This is a genomic window from Streptomyces sp. NPDC034049 (assembly GCF_055575575.1).
In genome coordinates this window covers 344371-369321 of record NZ_JBVISJ010000004.1, presented here as the reverse complement: position 1 = coordinate 369321, position 24951 = coordinate 344371, and the positions used below count along the sequence as shown (strand labels likewise).

At 71.3% G+C, this 24951-nt stretch carries 20 protein-coding genes; 7 read left to right on the top strand and 13 right to left on the bottom strand.

Annotated features, from left to right (window positions below; genetic code table 11):
- Nucleotides 1-6: 6 nt before the first annotated feature.
- The 10 genes from ACZ52C_RS14835 to ACZ52C_RS14790 all read right to left on the bottom strand — a co-directional run bounded on the left by ACZ52C_RS14835 (nucleotide 7) and on the right by ACZ52C_RS14790 (nucleotide 13637).
- Nucleotides 7-2532, bottom strand: coding sequence for a PQQ-dependent sugar dehydrogenase (locus ACZ52C_RS14835; RefSeq protein ID WP_469075088.1), 2526 nt, complete (start codon nucleotides 2530-2532; stop codon nucleotides 7-9).
- A 139-nt stretch (nucleotides 2533-2671) separates the two neighbouring features.
- Nucleotides 2672-3676, bottom strand: coding sequence for a sugar phosphate isomerase/epimerase family protein (locus ACZ52C_RS14830; RefSeq protein ID WP_469075087.1), 1005 nt, complete (start codon nucleotides 3674-3676; stop codon nucleotides 2672-2674).
- A gap of 11 nt (nucleotides 3677-3687) precedes the next feature.
- Nucleotides 3688-5067, bottom strand: a complete 1380-nt coding sequence (locus tag ACZ52C_RS14825) for a Gfo/Idh/MocA family protein (RefSeq protein ID WP_469075086.1) — start codon at nucleotides 5065-5067, stop codon at nucleotides 3688-3690.
- Between the two features lie 104 nt (nucleotides 5068-5171).
- Nucleotides 5172-6209: a substrate-binding domain-containing protein gene (locus tag ACZ52C_RS14820; protein WP_469075085.1), complete on the bottom strand. Its 1038-nt coding sequence runs from the start codon at nucleotides 6207-6209 to the stop codon at nucleotides 5172-5174.
- A gap of 36 nt (nucleotides 6210-6245) precedes the next feature.
- Complete coding sequence (locus ACZ52C_RS14815) at nucleotides 6246-7265, bottom strand: ABC transporter permease (protein WP_469075084.1); 1020 nt, start codon at nucleotides 7263-7265, stop codon at nucleotides 6246-6248.
- Nucleotides 7262-8803: a sugar ABC transporter ATP-binding protein gene (locus ACZ52C_RS14810; RefSeq protein WP_469075083.1), complete on the bottom strand. Its 1542-nt coding sequence runs from the start codon at nucleotides 8801-8803 to the stop codon at nucleotides 7262-7264. Before ACZ52C_RS14810 ends, ACZ52C_RS14815 begins: the two co-directional genes overlap by 4 nt.
- Nucleotides 8804-8943: 140 nt before the next feature.
- The gene (locus tag ACZ52C_RS14805; protein WP_469075082.1) at nucleotides 8944-10125 is read right to left on the bottom strand and encodes an ROK family transcriptional regulator; all 1182 of its coding nucleotides are present in this window, start codon (nucleotides 10123-10125) and stop codon (nucleotides 8944-8946) included.
- Nucleotides 10126-10367: 242 nt separating this feature from the next.
- The gene (locus ACZ52C_RS14800) at nucleotides 10368-11042 is read right to left on the bottom strand and encodes a GntR family transcriptional regulator (protein ID WP_469075081.1); all 675 of its coding nucleotides are present in this window, start codon (nucleotides 11040-11042) and stop codon (nucleotides 10368-10370) included.
- 170 nt (nucleotides 11043-11212) lie between these two features.
- On the bottom strand, nucleotides 11213-12151 hold the full coding sequence (locus ACZ52C_RS14795) for a beta-ketoacyl-ACP synthase III (RefSeq protein WP_045556653.1): 939 nt from the start codon (nucleotides 12149-12151) through the stop codon (nucleotides 11213-11215).
- Nucleotides 12152-13013: 862 nt separating this feature from the next.
- Nucleotides 13014-13637, bottom strand: a complete 624-nt coding sequence (locus ACZ52C_RS14790) for a hypothetical protein (RefSeq protein ID WP_469075080.1) — start codon at nucleotides 13635-13637, stop codon at nucleotides 13014-13016.
- A 308-nt stretch (nucleotides 13638-13945) separates the two neighbouring features.
- Here ACZ52C_RS14790 and ACZ52C_RS14785 point away from each other — a divergent pair, with 308 nt between their 5' ends.
- On the top strand, nucleotides 13946-14494 hold the full coding sequence (locus tag ACZ52C_RS14785; protein WP_469075079.1) for a YciI family protein: 549 nt from the start codon (nucleotides 13946-13948) through the stop codon (nucleotides 14492-14494).
- Nucleotides 14495-14544: 50 nt separating this feature from the next.
- Here ACZ52C_RS14785 and ACZ52C_RS14780 read toward each other — a convergent pair whose 3' ends face one another.
- Complete coding sequence (locus ACZ52C_RS14780) at nucleotides 14545-15537, bottom strand: glycosyltransferase family 2 protein (RefSeq protein ID WP_469075078.1); 993 nt, start codon at nucleotides 15535-15537, stop codon at nucleotides 14545-14547.
- Between the two features lie 100 nt (nucleotides 15538-15637).
- Between ACZ52C_RS14780 and ACZ52C_RS14775 the strand changes: the two genes are divergently transcribed.
- Nucleotides 15638-16108, top strand: coding sequence for a GtrA family protein (locus tag ACZ52C_RS14775; RefSeq protein ID WP_469075077.1), 471 nt, complete (start codon nucleotides 15638-15640; stop codon nucleotides 16106-16108).
- Between the two features lie 37 nt (nucleotides 16109-16145).
- The gene (locus ACZ52C_RS14770; RefSeq protein ID WP_469075076.1) at nucleotides 16146-17597 is read left to right on the top strand and encodes a hypothetical protein; all 1452 of its coding nucleotides are present in this window, start codon (nucleotides 16146-16148) and stop codon (nucleotides 17595-17597) included.
- A 49-nt stretch (nucleotides 17598-17646) separates the two neighbouring features.
- Here the strand turns inward: ACZ52C_RS14770 and ACZ52C_RS14765 are convergent, their stop codons facing one another.
- Together ACZ52C_RS14765 and ACZ52C_RS14760 are read right to left on the bottom strand one after the other, a co-directional pair.
- The gene (locus ACZ52C_RS14765) at nucleotides 17647-17784 is read right to left on the bottom strand and encodes an MFS transporter small subunit (RefSeq protein WP_177261885.1); all 138 of its coding nucleotides are present in this window, start codon (nucleotides 17782-17784) and stop codon (nucleotides 17647-17649) included.
- Nucleotides 17750-19084 (bottom strand): OFA family MFS transporter, encoded by a 1335-nt coding sequence (locus ACZ52C_RS14760; protein WP_469075075.1) that lies wholly within the window; start codon nucleotides 19082-19084, stop codon nucleotides 17750-17752. Before ACZ52C_RS14760 ends, ACZ52C_RS14765 begins: the two co-directional genes overlap by 35 nt.
- 272 nt (nucleotides 19085-19356) lie before the next feature.
- On the opposite strand from ACZ52C_RS14760, the gene ACZ52C_RS14755 reads away from it, so the two are divergent.
- The 4 genes from ACZ52C_RS14755 to ACZ52C_RS14740 are packed head-to-tail and all read left to right on the top strand — an operon-like array spanning nucleotide 19357 to nucleotide 24949.
- Entirely contained in the window at nucleotides 19357-20328 is a 972-nt protein-coding gene (locus ACZ52C_RS14755; protein ID WP_469075074.1) for a 2-dehydropantoate 2-reductase, read from the top strand.
- Nucleotides 20325-22262 (top strand): molybdopterin oxidoreductase family protein, encoded by a 1938-nt coding sequence (locus ACZ52C_RS14750; protein WP_469075073.1) that lies wholly within the window; start codon nucleotides 20325-20327, stop codon nucleotides 22260-22262. Before ACZ52C_RS14755 ends, ACZ52C_RS14750 begins: the two co-directional genes overlap by 4 nt.
- 6 nt (nucleotides 22263-22268) lie before the next feature.
- Nucleotides 22269-24092, top strand: coding sequence for an NADH-ubiquinone oxidoreductase-F iron-sulfur binding region domain-containing protein (locus ACZ52C_RS14745; RefSeq protein ID WP_469075072.1), 1824 nt, complete (start codon nucleotides 22269-22271; stop codon nucleotides 24090-24092).
- Nucleotides 24089-24949, top strand: coding sequence for a 2Fe-2S iron-sulfur cluster-binding protein (locus ACZ52C_RS14740; protein ID WP_319237153.1), 861 nt, complete (start codon nucleotides 24089-24091; stop codon nucleotides 24947-24949). Before ACZ52C_RS14745 ends, ACZ52C_RS14740 begins: the two co-directional genes overlap by 4 nt.
- The last annotated feature ends 2 nt before the right edge of the window (nucleotides 24950-24951 follow it).

Sequence of the window (24951 nt, the reverse complement as noted above, 5' to 3'; positions counted from 1 at the left end):
GCCCCCTCACCGCTTCGTGAAGGTGAAGTCGTCCACGTCGAACAGGCCGCCGGAGCCGCTCCCCTTGAACACCAGGTGGAGCGTGGTGGTGCCGCGCGGGGCGCGGGACAGGTTCGCGGTGACGTCCTGGAAGTTCTCCCAGCCGCCCGTCGCCGGCACGGTCGCGCTGCCGAGGAGGCGACCGGTGGGCGAGCCCGCCCGGACCTCCAGCTTGCCGCCGGCGCCGCCGGAGGAGACCCGTGCGGTGATCTTCGTGGCGTCGGACAGGACGTACGGCTTGAAGGAGATCCAGTCGCCGTTGTCGATGTCCCCGACCGTCCTGCCACCGTGAGCGGTGGGCTTCGACTGGACGGCGATGCCCGAGGAGTCGCCGTAGTGCTCGGCCTGGCGGTGGGTGGGCTGGACGACGTGTCGGTCGTGGGTGGTCAGCGGGGCCTGGCCGCCGCCTCCGCCGTCGGTGTACTCGGCGTCGAACACCCCGAAGATGTTGGCGTTCTCGTCGTGGCCGCCGTCGGCGCTGGTCTGGATGGTGCCGGTGCAGCCGTCGGCGGAGGTCACGGGGTGGCCGTGGCTGTCGTGGCCGAGGATGAAGGTGACCTTGACCTTGGCGCAGTCGATCGGGCGGCCGTCCTCCGGGTCGCTCACCCGCACCTTGAACGGCACGGCGTCACCGAACGCGAACAGCTGCCCGTCCGCCGGGAGTTGCAGCTCGACCTTGGGCGCGGTGTTGCCCACGACGATCTGCACGCTCGCGCTGCCCGTGCGGCCCGTGGTGTCCTGCGCGGTCACGGTCGCCGTGTAGGTGCCGTTCTTCTTGTAGGTGTGCGTCGGGTTCGCGGCCGTGGAGGTGGCGCCGTCGCCGAAGTCCCAGCTGTAGGTGAGGGCGTCGCCGTCCTGGTCGCTGGTGCCGGCGGAGGAGAAGCGGACCTTCAGTCTCGCCTGCCCGGAGGTGCGGTCGGCGGCGGCCTGGGCGACCGGGGAATGGCCGTCGGTGGCGTTCTCGATGCGGTACAGCGCGGAGTTCTCGTCGCCGCCGAACCAGGCGAGCCCGTAGTCGAGGACGTACAGCGCACCGTCCGGTCCGAAGGCCATGTCCATGATCTGGGTGCCGGTCCACGGGACGCTGTTGATCGACTGGACGGTGCCGTCGGCGTCGCTGGAGATCCGCTTGATCCAGCGACGGCCGAACTCACCGGCGAAGAAGTCGCCGTCGTAGACCTCGGGGAACTTCACCGGGGAGTCGAGCGAGGCGTCGTAGTCGTAGACCGGGCCGCCCATCGGGGACTCGGAGCCGTCGCCGAACTCCGGGACGGAGTCGCCGTTGTAGGGGATCCAGGCGGGCTCGGCGGGCGGCAGGTCGGTGAGGCCGGTGTTGTTCGGCGAGGTGTTCTTCGGGGCCGCGCAGTCGAAGGCCGCGCCCGAGGTGCCGGTGGCGAAGTCGTAGTCGACGTAGGCGTCGTTCTTGCCGGTGCAGTACGGCCAGCCGAAGTTGCCGGGCTTGGTCACCCGGGCGAACTCGACCTGCCCGGCCGGGCCGCGCGAGGCGTTCGCGGCACCGGCGTCGGGGCCGTACTCGCCGACGTAGAGGATGCCGGTCTTCTTGTCGACGCTGAAGCGGAAGGGGTTGCGGAAGCCCATCGCGTAGATCTCGGGGCGCGTCCTGTCCGTGCCCGGCGCGAAGAGGTTGCCGTCGGGGACGGTGTACGAGCCGTCGGCGCCGACCTTGATGCGCAGGATCTTGCCGCGCAGGTCGTTGGTGTTGCCTGAGGTGCGCTGGGCGTCGAAGGCCGGGTTGCGGTTGGACCGCTCGTCGATGGGGGTGAAGCCGTCCGACTGGAAGGGGTTGCTGTCGTCGCCCGTCGACAGGTACAGGTTGCCGGCCGCGTCGAAGTCGATGTCACCGCCGACGTGGCAGCAGATGCCGCGCGAGGCGGGGACGTCGAGGATCTTCTTCTCGCTGGCGTTGTCGAGGGTGCCGTCCGCCTTCAGCACGAAGCGGCTCAGCCGGTTGACGCCGTCGAAGGGCGCGAAGTCGGCGGCCGTCCCGGTCTCGGGGGCGTCACCGGCCGGGGTGTTCAGCGGAGGCGCGTAGTACAGGTAGATGAAGCGGTTGTCGGCGAAGCCCGGGTCGACGCCTATGCCCTGGAGGCCCTCCTCGTCGTGGGAGTACACGTCGAGCTTGCCCGCGAGCCTGGTGTTGCCCGCCGCGTCGGTCAGGCGCAGTTCGCCGTCGCGCGAGGTGTGCAGGACCGAGCGGTCGGGGAGGACGGCGAGCGACATGGGCTCGCCGACCTCCGGTTCGCCCTTGGCGAGGGTGACCTGCTGGAAGTCCTCGGCGGCGGCCGGGGCGGCCTTCGGCCCGGCGTCGGCCGCCCCCGCCGCCGGCGCGGTGAGGGAGAGCGAGGCGCCCGCGAGCAGCAGACCGCTCAGCAGGGCGATCGGCCCGCGCAGTCCACGGCGTCTGAAGAGACTGGTGGTGCTGGTGGTGCTGGTGGTGCTGGTGGGGTGTCTGGTGTCGTCGTACGGGTGCACGAAATGCCTCCAGTGAGGGGCTGGTCGTACGGAGGTGTACGGGTGTGTGCGGTACGCCGGGGTGCGCCGTCACCCCGGAAGACAGGGAAGCGTTGCGGCCGGGAGCCGTTGTGGCAGGAGCCGTTGTGGCGGGGAACGGTCAGTCGTTGCCGCCGAACGCCGCGTCGAACGAGGCCGTCGGCGGTTCGAAGTCGAACGCCTTGAGGTGGGCGAGGGCCTCGGGGGCGCCCTGGAGCCGGTCCATGCCGGCGTCCTCCCACTCGACGGAGACGGGGCCCCGGTAGTCGATCGAGCGGAGCATCCGGAAGACGTCCTCCCACGGGACGTCGCCGTGGCCGGCCGACACGAAGTCCCAGCCGCGCCGCGGGTCGCCCCAGGGCAGGTGCGAGCCGAGGCGGCCGTTGCGTCCGTCGAGGCGCTTGCGGGCCTCCTTGCAGTCGACGTGGTAGATCCGCTCGCGGAAGTCCCACAGGAAGCCGACCGGGTCGAGGTCCTGCCACACGAAGTGCGAGGGGTCGAAGTTCAGTCCGAAGGCCGGCCGGTGGTCGACCGCCTCCAGGGCGCGCCGGGTCGTCCAGTAGTCGTACGCGATCTCGCTCGGGTGGACCTCGTGCGCGAACCGCACGCCCTGGGCGTCGAAGACGTCGAGGACCGGGTTCCAGCGTGTCGCGAAGTCGTCGTAGCCGCGCTCGATCATCGACTCGGGGGCGGGCGGGAACATGGCGACCAGATGCCAGATGGCGGAACCGGTGAAGCCGACGACGGTGTCCACGCCGAAGGCGGCGGCGGCCCGCGCGGTGTCGGCCATCTCGGCGGCGGCCCGCCGCCGTACGCCCTCGGGCTCGCCGTCGCCCCAGATGCGTGCGGGCAGGATGGCGCGGTGGCGTTCGTCGATGATGGCGTCGCACACCGCCTGTCCCACCAGGTGGTTGGAGACGGCCCAGCACTTCAGGCCGTACTTCTCCAGGAGCTGGTGGCGGGAGGCGAGGTACGACGGGTCGGCGAGGGCCTTGTCGACCTCGAAGTGGTCGCCCCAGCAGGCGAGTTCGAGTCCGTCGTAGCCGAAGTCGCGGGCGAGGCGGCAGACCTCTTCGAGGGGGAGGTCGGCCCACTGGCCGGTGAAGAGCGTGAAGTCGCGCGGCATGTCGGGTCTCCTCAGACCGCTGTGGGGGTGTGTGACGGCGAGTGGGACGGGAAGTGGGTCGGGGTGTAGACGGAGTTCTTCTCGGCGCTCTCCTCGACCGCCGCGAGTACCCGCTGCACCTGGAGCCCGTCGGCGAACGACGGCTCGGGGCGCCGGCCCGCCGCGACGGCGTGCACCAGGTCGCGGGCCTGGTGGACGAAGGTGTGCTCGTACCCGAGGCCGTGCCCCGGCGGCCACCAGGCGTCGAGGTAGGGGTGGTCGGGCTCGGTGACGAGGATGCGGCGGAAACCGGCGTGGGCGGCGGGCTCGGTGTGGTCGTGGTAGGCGAGTTCGTTGAGCCGTTCCAGGTCGAAGGCCAACGAGCCGCGCTCGCCGTTGAGTTCGATGCGCAGGGCGTTCTTGCGGCCGGTGGCGAAGCGGGTGGCCTCGAAGGAGGCGACGGCTCCGGAGGCGAAGCGGCCGGTGAACAGGGCCGTGTCGTCGACGGTGACCGCGCCCCGGTCGGCGGTGCCCCCGGAGGACGCCAGACCGCTGGACACCCCGGCCGGCAGGGGCCGTTCGCGGACGAAGGTCTCCATCAGCGCGGACACCCCGACCACCGGCTCCCCCGCCAGGTACTGCGCGAGGTCGACGATGTGGGCGCCGAGGTCGCCGAGGGCCCCGGAGCCGGCGGACTCCTTGCGCAGCCGCCAGGTCAGCGGGAACTCCGGGTCCACGAGCCAGTCCTGGAGGTACGTCACCCGTACGTGCCGCAGGGCGCCCAGCCGGCCGTCGGCGACCATGCGGCGGGCGAGCGCGGTGGCGGGCACCCGGCGGTAGTTGAAGCCGACCATGGCCAACTGTCCGCGCGTGTGGGCCTCTTCGGCCGCCGCGGCCATCTCCTCGGCCTCCGCGACGGTGTTCGCGAGGGGTTTCTCGCAGAGCACGTGCTTGCCGGCGGCCAGCGCGGCGAGGGCGATCTCGGCATGGCTGTCGCCGGGGGTGCAGATGTCCACGAGGTCGATGTCGTCGCGGGCGATCAGCTGCCGCCAGTCGGTCTCCGTCTCCGCCCACCCGTGCCGGTCCGCCATGGCCCGCACCGCGTCGGCGTCCCGCCCGCAGACGGCGGCGAGCACGGGGGTGAGCGGCAGGTCGAAGACCCGTCCCGCCGTGCGCCACCCCTGCGAGTGCGCGGCCCCCATGAAGGCGTAGCCCACCATCCCGACCCGCAGCCGCGGCTTGTCCGCCCCACCGGCGAGCCCGGCGGGCCACACCCCGGCGCGCGGACCGTCGCCGGCCGTCACGGCGGTGGTCGGGGCCGCGGCACCGGGAGGGGCGCCGGCCCCCGCGTCGGGCCCCGGCGCTCCTGACTCCTCCGCCCCGGCCTGGTCGGGCTGCTGCGGCTGTCCCATGCGTGTGTCCTCCTCGTGGTGGCGCGGTGGGGGGTGGGGCCCGACTCGGCGGCCCGGGGCCGCGTCCCTCGTCGACCCGGCCCGGGTCCGGCGGGCGGGACCCGTCACTTGAAGCCGGTGGCCATGTACTGGTCGACGTTGTCCTTGTCGACGACGGCCGAGTACAGCGTCAGCGAGGACGGGATCTCGAACTCGGCGAGGCCGCTCACCCCCTTGCCCTGGCCGAGGGCGCGGGCGAGGTCGATCGCGGAGGCGGCCATGGTCGGCGGGTAGAGGACGGTCGCCTTGAGCACCCCGTCGTCCTTCTTGATCGCCTGGAACGCGGAGAGCGCGCCCGCGCCGCCGACCATCAGGAAGTCGTCGCGCCCGGCCTGCTCGATGGCGCGCAGCGCGCCGACGCCCTGGTCGTCGTCGTGGTTCCACAGCGCGTCGAAGTCCGACTGCGCCTGGAGGAGTTGGGCCATCTTGGCCTGCCCGGACTCGACGGTGAACTCGGCGGCCTGCCGGGCGACCTTCTTGATGTTCGGGTAGTTCTTCAGGGCGTCGTCGAAGCCCTTGGTGCGCTGCTTGGTCAGCTCCAGGTTGTCGAGCCCGGCCAGCTCGATGACCCGGGCCTCACTCTTGTCCTTGAGCTTCTCGCCGATGTAGTGGCCGGCGTTGAGGCCCATGCCGTAGTTGTCGCCGCCGATCCAGCAGCGGTACGCCTGCGGGGAGTTGAAGATCCGGTCGAGGTTGACGACGGGGATGCCGGCCCGCATCGCCTTGAGGCCGACCTGGGTGAGGGCCTTGCCGTCGGCGGGCAGCACGACCAGGACGTCGACCTTCTTGTTGATGAGGGTCTCGATCTGCCCGATCTGCTGGGCGGTGTCGTTCGAGCCCTCGGTGATCTCCAGGGTGACGTCCTCGTACCGCTCGGCACGGCTCTTGGCGTTCTGGTTGATCGCGTTGAGCCAGCCGTGGTCGGCCTGCGGTCCGGCGAAGCCGATGGTGACCGCCTTGCCGGGCTTGTCGTCGGCGGCCGGCTGGTCGTCGGCGGCCGGGGCGTCCTTGGTCTCGTTGCTGGTGCAACCCACGAGGAGGGCGCCGGCCGAGACGGCGGCGGTTCCGAAGAGCAGTCTTCTGCGGCTGGTGATCTCTGGCATGGCGGTGGACCTTTCCCGTGTCGGCTCTTCGGTGTCTCAGGTCGTGCTTGCCGTACGTCGTTGGACCAGGACCGCGGCGACGATGATCGCGCCCTTGGCGATCTGCTGGACGTCGCTCTGCAGGTTGTTGAGGGCGAAGATGTCGGTGATCGTGGTGAAGATCAGGACGCCGAGGACGGAACCGGTGATGGTGCCCCGGCCGCCGCTGAGCAGGGTGCCGCCGATGATCGCGGCGGCGATGGCGTCGAGTTCGTAGAGGTTGCCGTTGGTGTTCTGGCCCGAGCCGGACAGCACGATCAGCAGGAAGGCGGCGATGCCGCAGCACAGCCCGGAGAGCAGGTACAGATAGAGCCGCTGGCGGCGGACGTCGATGCCCGCGAGCCGGGCCGCCTCCGCGTTGCCGCCGACGGCGACCGTGCGCCGGCCGAAGGTCGTGCGATTGAGCACGAGCCAGCCGATGATCGTCACGAGTGCGAAGACCAGGACGAGCGGCGGGATGCCGAGGACATAGGCGTCGCGTTCGCCGAGGTCGAGGATGGCGTCGACGGTGACGACCTGGGTGCTGCCGTCGGTGATCTGTAGGGCGAGCCCGCGGGCCGAGGCGAGCATGGCGAGGGTGGCGATGAAGGGGACCATTCCGCCGTACGCGACGAGCAGTCCGTTCACCAGGCCGCAGCCGACGCCGACGATCACCGCCGTGAAGAGGATGCCGGCGAAGCCGTACTCCTGCGTGGCGACGGTCGTGGCCCAGACCGAGGCCAGGGCGACGATCGCGCCGACGGACAGGTCGATGCCGCCGGAGGTGATGACGAAGGTCATGCCGACGGTGACGACACCGATCACCGAGGCCTGGGTGAGCACGAGTTGGAGGTTGCGGGTGTCGAGGAACTCGTCCGGCTTGGTGACACCGCCGATGAGGATCAGCGCGGCGAGGACACCGAGGAGGGAGAGCGTGCGGACGTCGGCCCGGAACAGCGTGGTCCGCCAGGCCGGGGGCCCGCTCGCCGCGGGGGCCTTGTCGATGCTGTCCCTGGGCGGGGACACGGGCTGCGTCATGACGCCGGGCTCCCTTCTGTGGCCACGGGGCTTCCTTCCATGACGAGGTCGAGGACTCGGTGTTCGTCGAGTTCGCGGGCGGGCGCCGTGTGCACGACCCGGCCTTCGCGCAGGACGAGCACCCGGTCGGCGAGGCCGAGGACTTCGGGCACCTCGCTGGAGACCAGCAGGACGGCGAGCCCTTCGTCGGCGAGCCGGCGGATCACCGCGTACAGCTCGGCCCGGGCTCCGACGTCGACGCCCCGGGTGGGTTCGTCGAGCAGCAGGACCCGACAGCCGCGCAGCAGCCAGCGGGCGAGGACCGCCTTCTGCTGGTTGCCCCCGGAGAGGGTGCGGACGGGCACGGCAGGGTTGTCGGGGCGCAGGGACAGCTCGCGGGTGGTGGCCCGTGCGGCACGGTGTTCGGCGCCCCGGTCGATCCAGCCGGCGCGCGCGAAGCGGGACATCGACGACACGGAGACGTTCCTGGTGACGGACTCCAGCATCAGCAGCGCCTGTGCCTTGCGCTCCTCGGGGGCGAGCCCGAGCCCGGCCCGTACGGCGGCCCGCACACTGCCGAGTCTCAACTGCCTTCCGTCGACGCTGACTTGGCCTGCCGTGGGCCTCCGGGCGCCGTAGATCGTCTCCAGGATCTCCGAGCGTCCCGAGCCGACGAGTCCGGCAAGTCCCACGATCTCACCGGGCCGCACCTGGAGGTCGAACGGCTCGAACTCCCCGGCGCGCGCCAGTCCCCGCACCTCCAGGACGGGCGCGGCCTCGGCCGGGGGCGCGGGCGGCCGGTCGGGGAAGACGTACTCGACGTTGCGCCCGGTCATCAGGGCCACGACCTCGCGCGTCGGGGTGGACTTCGCGGGCAGCCCGCCCGCCACGGCCCGCCCGTCCTTCAGTACGGTCACCCGGTCGCCGATCCGGCGGATCTCCTCCAGGCGGTGCGAGATGTAGACGACGGCCACTCCGTCGGCGGTCAGGTCGCCGACGATCCGGAAGAGGTTGTCGACCTCGTCCGGGTCTAGCGCGGCCGACGGCTCGTCCATCACGATCAGCCGTACGTCGTGGGAGAGCGCCCGGGCCATGGAGACGATCTGCTGCTGGGCGGCGGACAGGTCGCCGACGAGCCGCGCCGGATCGACCTCGGGGTGCCCAAGTCGCTTGAGAAGAGCGGCAGTCGAAGCACGCGCCGTCTTCCCCCGCACGACGAAGCCGGCGGCGGTGGGCTCGTGTCCGAGGTGGACGTTCTCGGCCACCGACAGGCCCTCGACCAGGTCGAGTTCCTGGTAGATGGTGGCGATGCCGAGGCGCATGGCGGCGATCGGGGACTTCAGGGTGACGGGTTCGCCCCGCCAGGTGATGGTGCCGCCGTCGGGCTGGTGGGCGCCGGCCAGGACCTTGATCAGGGTGGACTTCCCGGCGCCGTTCTGGCCGAGCAGACAGTGGACCTCGCCGGCCTGGACGTCGAGGTCGACGCCGTCCAGGGCCCGGACTCCGGGGAACGACTTGGTGATGCGGGACATGGTGAGCAGCGGTGGTTCTGGTGCCATGAGTTCCCCTTGGCGGGCGTGCGGGCCGGTTGCAGGGCGAATCCGCCTGCCGGGCAGGCGTTTCGGGCAGGGCGAGGCAGAGCGCTGTGCTGGTGGGGCCGGGCGGAGGAGTGCCTAGGCGGTTGCGAACGTGAGAGGGCTCACGCGGGTGAGAACAGGTGGTCGCTGATGAGGCGGGCTGCGCCGATGACTCCGGCGGTGGGCCCCAACTCCCCCAGCACGATGGGCAGATTGCCGGTCGCGAGGGGCAGTGACTGACGGTAGACCTGGGTGCGGATGGCGGCGAGCAGGGTGTGTCCGAGGCCGGTCACCCCACCGCCGATCACCACCAGACCGGGGTTGAAGAAGCTGACGAGTCCGGCGATGACCTGGCCGGTGCGGTTGCCGCCCTCGCGTATCAGGTCGAGCGCGGTGGCGTCGCCGGCGGCGGCCGCGGCGGCCACGTCGACGGCGGTCAGGGTGCCGTTGATCTCCAGACGCGAGGCGAGTTCCGCCGAAAGTCCCTGCTGGGCGGCTTCCCTGGCGTCGCGGGCGAGCGCGGCGCCGCTGAAGTGGGCCTCCAGACAGCCCCGGTTGCCGCAGGCGCAGGGGCGGCCGTCCGGTACGGCGAGGATGTGCCCGATGTCGCCGGCGCTGCCCGTCGTACCGCGGTGGACCTCACCGCCGACGACGATGCCGCAGCCGATGCCGGTGCCGATCTTGACGCAGAGGAAGTCGCCCACGGAACGGGCCACGCCCGCGTGCTGCTCCCCCATCGCCATCAGGTTCACGTCGTTGTCGACCATGACGGGGCAGCCGAGTTCCTGGCTGAGCGCCTCGCGGACGGGGAACCCGTCCCAGCCCGGCATGATCGGCGGGGCGACCGGGACACCCTCCGGGAAGCGGACCGGTCCGGGGACGCCGATGCCGGCGCCGTCGAACCCTTCCGCGAGCCCGGAGGCCCTCAGCTTGGCCGCCATGGACAGCACCTGTTCGAAGACGGCGACCGGGCCGTCCCGTACGTCCATCGGCTGGTTGATGTGTCCGAGGATCTCCAACTCGGCGTTGGTGACGGCCACGTCGATGGAGGTGGCGCCGATGTCGACGCCGAGGAAGCGCAGTTGGGGAGCGAGCCGGATGTTGTGCGACCGGCGGCCACCGCGCGAGGCGGCGAGCCCGTCGGCCACGACCAGTCCCGTCTCCAGGAGCCGGTCCACCTCCACGGCCAGCTTCGACCGCGAGAGATCCACCCGATCGCCGAGCTGGGCCCGTGAGTTGGGCCCTCCGTCCCGCAACAGTCGCAGCAGCCGTGCCTGGTGCGCGTTCGCGGGTCGAGCCGTCATACGTCTCACAAGCCCCTCCCCGCCTCATCGGCACTGCCGTGCTTGGCTTTCGAGGGGAACGTAGCAGCGGCTGCCGGGCCTGGGAAGAAGTTGCGCAGCAATTGGCCCTCACTTTCTCCACTGAGTGGACAAAGAAGGGCCGCCGCAAGGGTGAACGCAGAGGGACGACCGTAGGTCCGTCGTGGCTGGTCGCGCAGTTCCCCGCGCCCCTGACGGGGCGCGGCCTCCACCACCGACCCCCGCTACTTCTCCCGCTCGTGGTACGTCTTCCGCGTGTGTTCCGTGTGGGCGCGCATGATCTCCGTCGCGCGGGACTCGTCGCGGGCGGAGATGGCGGCGATCAGGTCCCGGTGTTCGATCCAGGACTGGTGGCCGCGCCGGCGGGCGACGGGGGTGTAGTACCAGCGGACGCGGCGGTCGACCTGCGCGGCGAGTTCGGCGAGGACCGTGTTGCCGGCCAGTTCCATGACCTTGGCGTGGAAGCGGGCGTTGAGGGCGACGGCCGCGTCGACGTCGTCGGCATCGACGGCCCGCTCCCCCTCCGCGCAGAGCTCCTCCAGGGCCGTGATCCCCGCCGTGCCGGCGTTCGCCGCGGCGAGGCGGGCGGCCTCGGCCTCCAACAGCGTGCGGACGGTGAGGAGTTGGTCGGCCTCCGCCTCCGTCGGCTCGTGCACGAACGCGCCCTGGGCGGGCCGGAGATCCACCCACCCCTCGGTGTTGAGCCGCTGGAGGGCCTCGCGGACGGGCTGCCGGGACACCCCGAGGTGCCCGGCGAGTTCGCTCTCGACGAGGTGCTGACCGGGGCGCAGCGCGCGCGTGGTGATGAGTTCGAGCAGGGCCTCGTAGACACGGTCACGGAGTGGACCGGGGCGTTCGAGCTTGGGCACGGCCCCTTGCGGTAGTCCTGCCGACAACATCGCGATCCCCCTCCAGAGCGCCACCGGGCACTGCACACGGAAAGTCGGCCGGAGGCACGGTCCCAGGCCAGTATGGATTGTCTTTCGTCTACAGTCTACGGCCCACAATTTCCAGCCCGATGGAGGGTCGGACTCGTCACACCGCCGTCACCGTGCCGTGCACGCCCTGCTCAGGGGCAGCGGACCACCTGTCCGGCGTACGACAGGTTGCCGCCGAAGCCGAACAGCAGGACGGGGTCGCCGGAGGTGATCTCGCCGCGCTCGACGAGCTTGGAGAAGGCGAGGGGGATGCTGGCGGCCGAGGTGTTGCCGGAGTCGACGACATCCCGGGCGACGACGGCGTTCACCGCGCCGATCTTCTCGGCGAGGGGCTCGATGATGCGCAGGTTGGCCTGGTGCAGGACGACCGCGGCGAGGTCGGTGGGCGCGAGCCCGGCCTTCTCGCAGGCGGCACGGGCGTGGGCCGGCAGCTTGGTGGTGGCCCAGCGGTAGACGCTCTGCCCCTCCTGCGCGAAGCGCGCGGGCGTGCCCTCGATCCGTACGGCGTTGCCCATCTCGGGCACCGATCCCCACAACACCGGCCCGATGCCGGGCTCCTCGGCCGCCTCGACGACGGCCGCGCCCGCCCCGTCGCCGACGAGGACACAGGTCGTACGGTCGGTCCAGTCGGCGACCTCGGACATCTTGTCGGCGCCGATGACGAGCGCGCGGGTGGCGGCGCCGGCCCGCACGGCGTGGTCGGCGGTGGCGAGGGCGTGGGTGAACCCGGCGCAGACGACGTTGACGTCCATGGCGGCCGGGTTCGGGATGGAGAGCCGGTGCGCGACCCGGGCCGCCATGTTCGGGGAGCGGTCGACGGCGGTGGAGGTGGCGACCACGACGAGGTCGATGGCCTCCGGACCGAGTCCTGCGGCGGCGAGCGCCTTGGCGGCGGCGTGGCCGGCCAGCTCGTCCACCGGCTCGTCGGGTCCCGCGATGTGCCGGGTGCGGATGCCCACTCGGCTCGTGATCCACTCGTCACTGGTGTCGACCAGGCCCGCCAGGTCCTCGTTGGTGAGGACCTTGGCGGGCTGGTAGTGGCCGACGGCGGCGATCCGCGAGCCGTTCATGGGTGGTTCCCCTCGTTGCCTGTGGTCAGCGGGATTCACCAGTCTGATCAGTGACCCACGGGTACGAGGGCGGGTGAGGCGACAGTAAAGCGCGGCCCGAGTTGTGGGCTTCTGTCAGAGCCCCGACGAGTTCCGACATGAACAGCGTGCCCGGGTCGATGTGCCCTCAGCAAAGATCGAGGCGGTCGAAGTCGTACGTCTCATGGTTCGGGACCTCGTGCCGCGTGTTGTCCGCCGGGATGTAGGTCTGGTGGCCGGGCCCCCAGAAATGGACTGGGGCTCCGCCGGTCTGGTGGTTGACGACAGCGAGCGCGTCGATGAAGTGCGAGAGCGACCGCGTCTCGCACTTGTACCCCGTCCAGAGCGGGGTCGCCGGGTTCGCGGAGCACGACCGAGTCGAGCATCCGGATCAGCCGTGGATGGCGGGTCCGGCGCCCGAACTCGGTCTCGCGCCGGGCGGTCTCCAGGAGAGCGCGGGCCTGACGTGGGGCGGGTCCGGCGGTGGGCAGGAACTTGAGCGCGACGGCTTCCTCATGCCCGCCCCCGGACCGGGCTCGCGGTTCCTCGCCCCTCGGGATCGCGGGCCGGCCCTCGTAGACGGTTCCCAGCCTCCGCTCCGCGACCTAACAGTCGCCCACCAGGTACCCGGCCGGTAACGCGTCCTCGCCGTCCCGTCCCCGTCCGCGCCTGTCCCTGTCGTCCCTCTCCAGTGGTCCACGCAGGTGGGCTTCCCTGTGCCTCGGACGCCGCGGTACGCGTTCCGTTCGATCTACGCCCCGGTTGTGTCCGACAGGCGTACGGGGCCGTCCTTCCGCTCCCCTGGCGGAAGGACGGCCCCGGCTCGTTTCCGGTGGCCTGCCGGTCAGTACAGCTTGTTGACGGCCGTGACCGTGGTCTTCTTGAAGGCGGCCACGGGCGCGTCCGTGAAGTCACCCATCTGCGCCCACCTGACGACGGTCACCGTCCGGCCGTCCCGCCCCACCGACATCAGGGCCACGTCGTTGGCACCCCCCGACGTCTCGGTGTTCAGACCACGGACATGGGCCCCCTCTTCGACCTGAAGCGTGCCGTAGTCCCGGCCCTCCGCATCGACATCGGGCGACGCCGCCTCGACACGGTCGGCACACGTGCGGATCAGGTCGTCGTAGTGCTTCGCCAGAGCCTTGGCCAGCGCGGCCGTGTCCGCCACCACGGTCAACTGCACCGCGTTGGTGTCCACATCGGTCCGGAACTCACGGTGCCGGTACTCGTAGGACGGCACGCCCTCCGTGCTCACACAGAGGCCGAGCGCCTCCGGGAATCCTTCGGTGACCGGCCCGGCGGTCCAGGACGAAGTCGGATGCGGCGGCAACTGAGACGCCGACAGGAACGCGGGCGCGGCCACCTTCGGCGCGGCACCCGCCGCCGGCGCCACAAGGACCGAACCCGCCGCGACAGCGGCGACGGCGAAAGCGGTGAAAGCGCTCGTACGAATGCGCAAGGACATGGGTGTTCCCCCGTGAACGAGTGAGTGTCGGACGTGGGTGCCGCGGCGAGGCCGGCTGGTCGGCCCGGACCCGCTCGGTGCGGCACCAGAAGCATCAGCGCTCACAACGGCCGCGCGCAACAGCCGACGCCCCGACGAGCACCATGGAACCATCCCAGCCCATCTGACCTGCACCGATATGCGGTGCCTGGGATACCGTCGCGGGCCGCGTGGGCCGCGTGGGCCGCGTGGGGCGCGTGGGGCGCTGCGAACGGCTCCGCCGCGAAAGTCCGTTGAGATGTCGCCGTGTGTCGGGAAGGGTCGGGGCCATGGAGTACTTCTGCTACCACCGCGACCGGCCCGGCTCCCTCCCGTTGCGCGAGGAACTGCTGGAGGAGCACTGGTCCTACATGGACGGGTACGCCAAGGAGCTGATCGCCCGCGGCCCGACGTTCGCCGCCGACGGCGAGACCCCGACCGGCAGCGTGCACATCGTCGACCTGCCCGATCCCGCCGCCGCCCGCGCGTTCGTCTTCGACGAGCCCAACTACCGGGCCGGCGCATACCGGGACGTGCTGCTGCGCCGGTGGCGCAACCTGCTCGGGCGGACCATGTGGGAGTTCCCCGGCGGGGCGAGCGGCGGTGCCCGGTACCTGGTGCTCGGGCTGGGATCGGGACCGGCCGCCGATGTCGAGGTGCCGGCCGACCGGGACGATCTGATCGCGTACGGACCGCTGCTGTCCGACGACGGCGCGACCTGGCTGGGGACGGCGGTGCTGCTCAGGGCCCCGGACCCGGACGCGGCGCGGGCCGTGCTGACCGCCGGCCGCTACGCCGACATCGAGGTCCACGACTGGGAGTTCGGCGGCCGCCGCTGACGGTCCGGGCCGTGCTCCGGGGGGCGCGGGCGGTGCCGCGCCCCGGGCGGTCAGCGGCGTCCCGGGGTGTTCCTGGCAGGCACGGGGCGGGTGCCGGGCCGGGGCCCGGTGTAGCGCGGGGGGCGGCCCGGCGCCGCGTAGGCGAGGTGCACGAGCCGGGAGTGTTCCTGCCGCATGTGCATGAGGGACTCCAGGATGTAGCCGACGAGCAGGACGAGCACCGCGATGGTCATGATCGCGGCGGCGAGGATCGCCGTGGGGATGCGCGGCACGGTGCCCGAGCGGATGAACTCGGCGACGACGGGGATGCCGAGGACGACCGAGACGAGGGCCAGGAGTCCCGCGACCACGGCGTGGACCAGCGAGGGCCGCTCGCGCCGGGCGAGGTCGAGGATGACCCGCAGGATGCGCCAGCCGTCCCGGAAGGTGTGCAGTTTGCTCTCGCTCCCGGCGGGCCTGACCCGGTAGTCCACCTCCACCTCGGCCGTGGGGAGCCGCAGGTGCAGCGCGTGGACGGTCATCTCGGTCTCGGTCTCGAACTGGCGGGCGAGTGCCGGGAAGGACTTGACGAAGCGGCGGGAGAAGACGCGGTAGCCGCTCAGCATGTCGGTCACGTCGTTGCCGAACAGGAACCGCACCGCGCCCGTGAGCAGCCGGTTGCCGGTCGCGTGGCCCGCCCGATAGGCGGCGCTGACCGTCTCGCGGCGGGCGCCGACCACCTGGTCGTACGGCCCCTCGAAGAGCAGGTTGACCAGGTCGCGCGCCCGGGAGGCGTCATAGGTGTCGTCGCCGTCGATGAGGAGCAGGGCGTCGGCGTCGACATCGGCGAAGGCACGCCGGATGACGTTGCCCTTTCCCTTGCGCGGTTCCTCGCGGACGATCGCGCCCGCCGCACGGGCGACCTCGACCGTCCGGTCGGTGGAGGCGTTGTCGTACACGTAGATGTCCGCCTCGGGGAGCGCCACCCTGAGGTCGCGCACCACCTTGCCCACGGCGGCCTCCTCGTTGTGACACGGCACGACACACGCGATCGTCGGTTGCACGGCCGCTCCTTACCTGACCCGGCGTCGGATGACGATACGAAATAATGCGTTATGGGCGCGTTCGGGCGGTCGGGGCGCGCCGGGTCGTTACTCTCGCCGTGTGCTGGTCCTCGTATCCATGGCGCTGCGTGCGCGGGACGCCGTCCGGGGCGCCTGGCGCGAGGCCGCCAAGTTCGGGGTCGTCGGGGCGCTGGCCTTCGTGGTGGACAACGGCGGCTACAACCTGCTGGTGTTCGGGCTTCCCGGCGGCACGGAGGTCGGGGTGATGGCGCCGGCCCCCGTGTGGGCCTCCGTCGTCGCGACGAGCGCGGCGGCGCTCTTCAGCTGGGCGGGGAACCGCTACTGGACCTACCGCCGGCGGCACCGCGACAGCATGACCCAGGAACTGGCGCTGTTCCTGTTCGTGAACGCGGTCGGTGTCGCCATCACCGCGGGCACGGTCTACGCCTCGCGGCAGCTGCTCGGGCTGGAGTCGATCGGCAGCGACAACGCCGCCCGCGTGCTCGGCTGGGTCCTCGCCACCCTGTTCCGCTTCGTCACCTACCGGCGCTACGTCTTCGTCGCGCCCTGATCCGTCCGGTCCGGTCGCCGCTGTTAGCATCCGCCGCATGGGACAAAACACACCGGTACAGGGCAAAAGTCACTGGAACTGGTGGCTGACCGCTGTCGCCGCGGCGTGCTGCCTGACCACGACCGTCGTCTTCATCCCCGGGTACATGAGTCCCGACAGCCTCGACCAGCTCCGGCAGGCCATGGGCAGGACGCCCCTGACCGACTGGCATCCGCCCGTGCTGAGCCTGGTGTGGCGCGCGCTCATCGCCGTCACCGGCACTCCCGCGGCCATGGCGGTCCTGCAGTCCGTCGTGCTGTGGGGCGCGCTGTGGGTGCTCGCCCGGTGCGTCTGGGAGCTGACGGGCAGCCGGGCCGGTTCGCTCGCCGTCCTCGGCCTCGGGCTGACGCCGCCGGTGCTGACGTTCGTCGGCGTGGTGTGGAAGGACGTCCACACGGCCTGCGCGCTGCTGGCGGCCTGCGCGGTGGCGTTCGTCGGACTGTTGCTGCGGGACCGCGGCCTCTCCACCGGGACGCGCTGGGGTCTGCTCTGGCTGGGCGTGCTCTTCCTCTCCTACGCCGTGCTCGTGCGCAAGAACGCCTTCCTGGCCGCGATCCCGATGTTCGTCCTGCTCGTCCTCGCGCTGTGGCGCTCCCCCGGGCGCCGCACCTGGGCCGCGTGCACGGCGGCGCTGGTGGCGGCGGTCGTCGTGCCCGCCGCCGCGATCTCGTTGTTCGCCCGGCCGGTGCAGACGGACCAGGGCGCGCAGATCATGCTCGACGACCTCCTGCACGTCCTGACCGTGGAGGAACTGCGCTCGGCCGACATCCGGCCGGACCTGCGGGACCGCCTGGTGGCCGCCGCCGTGGAGTGCGGTCGTGTGGGCGCCCTGTCGGACACCTACTGGGCCTGTTATCAGCGCCCGGCGGACGGACTGGTCGGGGACGCGGACGAGCTGACGTCCCTGTGGCTGCGCGAGATGCGCGAGCACCCCTCCGGCTATCTCCAGTACCGGCTGCGGGTGTTCACCTCGCTGTTGTTCGAGACCGGCTACCCGTACCAGCCGGGTGTCTTCGCCAACGACCTCGGGATCGAGGTGGCGCGTCCCCGGCTGGAGGCCACCCTCGCCTCGTACGTCAACGGTGCGGCCACCGATCTGAAGCCGCTCTTCCGGGGCTGGTTCTGGCTCGCCGTCGCCCTCGTGCTCGCCGTCCGTCCGGGGAAGGGGAGGTTCTCCCTGCCGATCCGGGCGCTGGGCATCAGCTCGGTGGCGTACCTGCTCGGCTATCTGCCCATCGTGCCGGCGACGAACTACCGCTACGTCTACTGGCCGGCGCTGGCCTGCGCGCTCGGCCTGGTCCTGCTCTGGCTGGACCGCGCCGGGCCGCGCCGGAGCACGGTCGGCTCCGGCGTCGGGCACGACAGCGCCGCCGTCGCCGTGCCGAGCGCCGTGCCGAGCGCCGTGACGGCACATCAGCCGACGGCCCCCGACGACCGGTCCCCGGCGTGAGCGTGCCGATGCCGGGAGTTCCGGCATCGGCACAGCACGGCCGGAGCGCTCAGCCGGTGAACAACTGCGTGGCCTTCCGTACGAGTTCGTACAGGCCGTAGGCGAGCGGTACGCCCACCCAGATCCACGCGAGGACGATCAGGGGACGCCGGTCAGGCGGATTCGGACTGCTGTCGCTGGACGACATCGGCGGCCTCCCTCGGGGCGGGGATGTGGAAGCGGGGGTGGACGGGCCGGACCAGCTCGTTGGCGACGAAGCCGATCACGAGCAGTCCGATCATGATGAAGAAGGACGTGCCGTAGAGGTCGGAGCCGGACTTGCCCGCCTCCTCCTGCCGGTCGGCGATCCAGTTGACGATCAGCGGTCCGAGGACGCCGGCGGTGGACCAGGCGGTGAGCAGCCGGCCGTGGATGGCGCCGACCTGGTAGGTGCCGAAGAGGTCCTTCAGATAGGCGGGGACGGTGGCGAAGCCGCCGCCGTAGAAGGACAGGATCACCAGGGCGCAGACGACGAACAGCGGCTTGGACGCGTCGCCGAACTGCGCGATCAGCAGATACATCAGCGCGCCGACGCCGAGGTAGACGCGGTAGATGTTCTTGCGTCCGATGAGGTCGGACGTCGAGGACCAGACGATACGGCCGGTCATGTTCGCTGCGGAGAGCAGCGCGACGAAACCGGCGGCCGCGGTGACGGTGACCGGGGTGGAGGAGTCGGCGAAGAAGTCCGTGATCATCGGAGCGGCCTTCTCCAGGATGCCGATGCCCGCGGACACGTTCATGCAGAGGATGACCCACAGGCACCAGAACTGCGGGGTGCGGATCGCGTTGCGGGCCGAGACCTGGGGGCCCGCGAGGACGCTCGGTCCGCTGTCCACCGGCCGCTCCGTGCGCGGCACCCGGACCAGCAGCACGCCGAGCAGCATGAACACGGCGTAGGACAGGCCGTGCACCAGGAAGGCGAGGGCGATGCCGGAGGAGTCGGCGCCGAAGGACTCCAGCATCTGGGCGGACCAGGGCGAGGCGATCAGCGCGCCGCCGCCGAAGCCCATGATCGCGATGCCGGTGGCCATGCCGGGCCGGTCCGGGAACCACTTGATCAGGGTCGAGACGGGTGAGATGTAGCCGATGCCGAGGCCGATGCCGCCGACGAAGCCGTAGCCGAAGACGATCAGCCAGTACTGCTCGGTGGCCGCGCCGAGGGAGGCGAGCAGGAAGCCGGAGGAGAAGCAGATCAGTGCGACGGTCATCGCCCAGCGCGGCCCGTTGCGCTCGACGAGGGTGCCGCCGAACGCGGCGGACAGGCCCAGCATGACGATGCCCAGCTGGAACGGCAGGGCGCTCTGGGTGCCGCTGAGGCCGAGGGCGGATTCGAGCGGCGGCTTGAACACGCTCCAGGCGTAGGCCTGTCCGATGGAGAGATGTACGGAGAGTGCGGCCGGGGGGACGAGCCAGCGGCTCCAGCCCGGAGGTGCGACGGGGGGACTCATGATCCCGGACGGTAGGGAGTGGCAGGGGAAGTTGAGAAGGCGGCGCGTCGACCGTGTGCGATGAACGGTATCCACCGCGCGCCGAACGGTCGTTCCCCCGGCCGCCCCCGCCTTCGCGTACCGGCCACCTTCATGTCCGAGTAATGCCTTGCCCGGTCGTTGCGCGAAGTCTTGTCGGCCCAACTTCCATACTGTAGACAATATTTCGTCGACAGAGTTCGAACAGAGTGCCATCTCCGCGGTATCCCTCGACCGAACGGAGCTCCCTCACCATGAAAGTCGCAGTTCTCGGCGCCGGTGCGATCGGTGCCTATGTCGGCGCCGCGCTCCACCGCGCCGGCGCGGACACGTATCTCGTCGCCCGTGGACCGCATCTCGCGGCCATGAGGCGGGACGGGGTGCGCGTGCTCAGCTCGCGCGGGGACTTCACCGCCCGCGCCCACGCCACCGACGACCCGGCCGAGATCGGCCCGGTCGACTTCGTCTTCCTCGGCCTCAAGGCCAACTCGTACGCGGCGTGCGGGCCGCTGATCGAGCCTCTGCTGCACGACACCACGGCGGTGATCGCCGCCCAGAACGGCATCCCCTGGTGGTACTTCCACCGGCACGGCGGCCCGCACGACGGCCACCGTGTCGAGAGCGTGGACCCCGGCGGCGCGGTCAGTGCGGTGCTCGCGCCCGAACGGGCCATCGGCTGTGTCGTCTACGCGGCCACCGAACTCGAAGGACCGGGCGTCGTACGGCACCTGGAAGGCACCCGCTTCTCCATCGGCGAGCCCGACCGTACGGTCTCGGCGCGCTGTCGGGCGTTCAGCGAGGCCATGGTCGCGGGCGGTCTGAAGTGCCCGGTGGAGCCCGACATCCGGGGCGACGTCTGGATCAAACTGCTCGGCAACATCTCGTTCAACCCGATCAGCGCCCTGGCCCGCGCGACCATGCGGCAGATGTGTCTGCACGGCGGCACCCGCAAGGTCATCGAGACGATGATGGCCGAGACGCTGGCCGTCGCCGAGGCTCTCGGCTGCGAGGTCGGGGTCTCCATCGAACGGCGGATGGCCGGCGCGGAACGCGTCGGCGACCACCGCACCTCCACGCTCCAGGACCTGGAGCGCGGCAAACCGCTGGAACTCGACGTCCTGCTGGCCGCCGTCGTCGAACTGGCGGACATCACGGGCGTCGAGGTGCCCACACTCCGCACCGTCCACGCCATCTCGGACCTGCTCGCGCTGAGGAGCGCCGCGTGAAGAACCGGCAGAACCGCCAGAAACGGCAACCGAAGACCTACACCCGACTCACCCATCCCCTCGTCCGCGACTCCCGCGACGAGCCCTTCCGGCAGGCGAGTTGGGAGGAGGCCCTGGACCGGGCCGCCCGCGGCATCGAGCGCAACCGCGGCGCGTTCGGCATGTTCTCCTGCGCCCGCGCCACCAACGAGATGAACTACGTGGCGCAGAAGTTCGCCCGCGTGGTCATGGGCACCAACAACGTCGACTCCTGCAACCGCACCTGCCACGCGCCGAGCGTGGCCGGCCTGTCGGCCGCCTTCGGCTCCGGCGGCGGCACCTCCTCCTACGAGGAGATCGAGCACACCGACGTCATCGTGATGTGGGGCTCCAACGCCCGCTTCGCGCACCCGATCTTCTTCCAGCACGTACTGAAGGGCATCCGGGGCGGTGCCCGGATGTACGCGGTCGACCCGAGGCGCACGTCCACCGCCGAGTGGGCGGAGAGCTGGCTGGGACTGAACGTCGGCACCGACATCCCGATGGCCCACGCGATCGGCCGCGAGATCATCCACGCGGGCCTCGCCAACGAGGCGTTCATCGAGCGGGCCACCACCGGCTTCGCGGAGTACCGGGCGCTCGTCGAGCCCTGGACGCTCTCCCTCGCGGAGAAGGTGACGGGCGTACCGGCCGCCGCCATACGGGAGTTGGCGCACGCGTACGCCCGCGCCGAGCGGGCCCAGCTGTGCTGGACGCTCGGCATCACCGAGCACCACAACGGCACCGACAACGTCCGCGCGCTGATCAACCTCTCCCTGCTGACCGGGCACGTGGGCCGCTACGCCTCCGGGTTGCAGCCGCTGCGCGGCCAGAACAACGTGCAGGGCGGCGGCGACATGGGCGCCATCCCCAACCGGCTGCCCGGCTTCCAGGACATCCTCGACCCCGAGTCCCGGCTGAAGTTCGAGTCGGCGTGGGACACCGTCATCCAGCCGCACCACGGGCTGAACCTGACGGAGATGTTCGAGGCCATGGAGGAGGGCTCCCTGAAGGCCGTGTACTGCATCGGGGAGAACCCGGCGCAGTCCGAGGCCGACAGCGAGCAGGCCGTCCGCCGCATGCGGGAGCTGGACTTCCTCGTCGTCCAGGACATCTTCCTCACGAAGACGGCCGAGCTGGCCGATGTCGTGCTGCCCGCGACCGCCGGATGGGCGGAGACGGAGGGCACGACCACCAACAGCGAACGCCGGGTCCAGCGGGTGCGCCGGGCGGTCACCCCGCCCGGGGAGGCCCGCGAGGACATCGACATCCTCTGCGACCTCGCCGCACGGCTCGGGCACGAGTGGAAGTACGCCGACGCCGAGGCCGTCTGGAACGAGCTGCGGTCGGTGTCGCCGGACCACTACGGCATGACGTACCAGCGGCTGGAGGAACACCAGGGCATCCAGTGGCCCTGCCCGGACACCGACGGCGTCGAACCGAGCTATCTGCACGGGCGGTTGTGGGATCCCGATCCGGCGCGACGGGGCAGGCGCGCACCCTTCGGGATCGTCCGGCACGATCCGCCGGTCGATCTGACGGATGATCAGTTCCCCATCCGGCTCACCACCGGGCGGCGGCTCGACTCGTACAACACCGGTGTGCAGAGCGGTGGTTACGCCTCCCCGTTGCGGCGCGGGGAGTACATCGAGCTGTGCCCGGAGGACGCGGAGCACTACGGGGTCGTGGTGGGCGAGGAGGTCCAGGTCTCCTCGCGGCGCGGGTCGGTGGTGGCGCCGGTGTGGATCGACATCGGGCTGCGGCCGGGCCTCGCCTTCATGACCATGCACTTTCCCGACGAGGTGGACACCAACCAGCTGACGATCGAGGCCAACTGCCCGATCGCGGGGACGGCGGAGTTCAAGGCGTCGGCGATCCGGATCGAGAAGCTGCCCGTCGCGACCATCGTGAGGTGACACAGAGTGGACCTGCACTTCGGTGACAGCAAGCCCACGGACGAGGAGAAGGCGGCGGTCGACGCGCTGCTCGGGCCGCCGGAGTCCTCCTGGGAGGGCGCGGACCGTTCCGACGCCGATCTGCGCTGGGCGCGCGGCGGCCGGGAGGCCCGGGAGCGCCGTGACCTGCTGTTGCCGGGGCTGCACGCCATCAACGACCGGATCGGCTGGATCAGCGGCGGCGCGCTGGACTACCTCTGCCGCCGGCTGACCGTGCCGCCGGCGGAGGCGTACGGCGTGGCCACGTTCTACGCGATGTTCTCCGTCGAGCCGCGCCCCGCGACCGTGCTGCACGTCTGCACGGACCTGGCGTGCGCCGCCGCCGGGGCGGCCGACCTCTGCGCCGGGGTCGAGGCCCGCCTCGGCCTCGGCAGCGGGGTCGGCGTGCAGCGCAGCCCGTGCCTCGGGCTGTGCGAGCGGGCACCGGCCGCCCTCGCGATCAGGGCCGGGGACCCCGTGCGTACGGCGGTGGCGGCGCCCGCGACCCTGGAGGGGGCCGTGCTCGCGGCGAGCGCGCCCGACTCGGCGGACGAGGAGCCGGCGGCGGCCCTGGCGGTGCCCCAGGCCGGGGACCCCTCGCTGACCCTGCTGCGCCGGGTCGGCGTCGTCGACCCGGCCTCGCTCGACGACTACCGGGCCCACGGCGGCTACACGGCGCTGCGCCGGGCCTTCGAGCTCGGGCCCGCCGGCGTCATCCGCGAGGTCACCGAGTCGGGCCTGGTCGGGCGGGGCGGCGCCGCCTTCCCCACCGGCCGGAAATGGCAGGCCACGGCCTCCCAGCCGGACCACCCGCACTACCTCGTCTGCAACGCGGACGAGTCCGAGCCGGGCACCTTCAAGGACCGCGTGCTCATGGAGGGCGACCCGTTCTCCCTGGTCGAGGCGATGACGATCGCGGCGTACGCGACCGGAGCGCACCACGGCTACCTGTATCTGCGCGGCGAGTACCCGCGGGCCCTCCGCCGGCTGGAGCACGCCATCGCCCAGGCCCGCGCCCGGGGACTGCTCGGCGACGACGTCCTCGGACAGGGCTACGCCTTCGACATCGAGATCCGCAGGGGCGCCGGCGCCTACATCTGCGGCGAGGAGACAGCCCTGTTCAACTCCATCGAGGGGTACCGGGGGGAGCCGCGCTCCAAGCCGCCGTTCCCGGTGGAGAAGGGGCTGTTCGGCAAGCCGACGGTGGAGAACAACGTCGAGACGCTGGTCAACGTCCTGCCGATCCTGACGATGGGCGCGCCGGCGTACGCGGCGGTCGGCACCGCCCGCTCCACCGGGCCCAAACTGTTCTGCGTCTCCGGCAGCGTCGACCGGCCCGGCATCTACGAACTGCCCTTCGGCGCCACCCTCGGCGATTTGCTGACGCTCGCCGGGGTACGGGACCGGCTCCGGGCCGTCCTCCTCGGCGGCGCCGCCGGTGGTTTCGTGCGCCCCGACGAGCTGGACATCCCGCTCACCTTCGAGGGGACACGGGAGGCGGGCACCACGCTCGGCTCGGGGGTGGTGATGGCCTTCGACGACACGGTCCCGCTGCCCCGGCTGTTGCTGCGGATCGCGGAGTTCTTCCGCGACGAGTCCTGCGGGCAGTGCGTGCCGTGCCGGGTCGGGACCGTACGGCAGGAGGAGGCCCTGCACCGGATCGCCGAGCGGACCGGGGCAGCGGCGGCCGGGGACATCGCCCTGCTCAGGGAGGTCGGCCGCGCCATGCGGGACGCCTCCATCTGCGGTCTCGGGCAGACCGCGTGGAACGCCGTGGAATCCGCGATCGACCGCTTGGGGGCGTACGAATGACCGTGATCCCGCTGGGAGTGCCGCGCCGTCTGCTGGAGTTCACCCTCGACGGGGAGCCGGTGCGGGCGCCCGAGGGCTCGACGATCCTGGACGCCTGCCGGGCCGCCGGGAAGGACGTGCCCACCCTGTGCGAGGGCGACACCCTCACCCCGAAGAACGCCTGCCGGGTCTGTGTCGTCGAGGTCGAGGGCGCCAGGACCCTCGTCCCGGCGTGCTCCCGCAAGGCCGAGCCCGGTATGGAGGTGCGGACCGACACCGAGCGCGCCCGGCACAGCCGCAAGGTCGTCCTCGAACTCCTCGCGTCGTCGGTCGACCTCTCGACGACCCCGAAGGTCGCGGGGTGGATCAAGGAGTACGAGGCGAAACCGGACCGCTTCGGCCCGGACGCGGCCCGGCTGAACGAGGAACCGAAGGTCGACAACGAGCTCTACGTGCGGGACTACGACAAATGCATCCTGTGTTACAAGTGCGTGGACGCCTGTGGGGAGCAGTGGCAGAACACGTTCGCGATCTCCGTCGCGGGCCGGGGCTTCGACGCCCGGATCGCCGTGGAGCACGACGCCCCGCTCACCGACTCGGCCTGTGTGTACTGCGGCAACTGCATCGAGGTGTGCCCGACGGGCGCGCTGTCCTTCAAGTCGGAGTTCGACATGCGGGCGGCGGGCACCTGGGACGAGGCGGCGCAGACGGAGACGACCACGGTGTGCGCGTACTGCGGTGTGGGCTGCAACCTCACACTCCATGTGCAGGACAATGAGATCGTGAAGGTCACCTCGCCGCACGACAACCCGGTGACCCACGGCAACCTCTGCATCAAGGGCCGTTTCGGCTACCAGCACGTACAGAACCGGGACTGAGA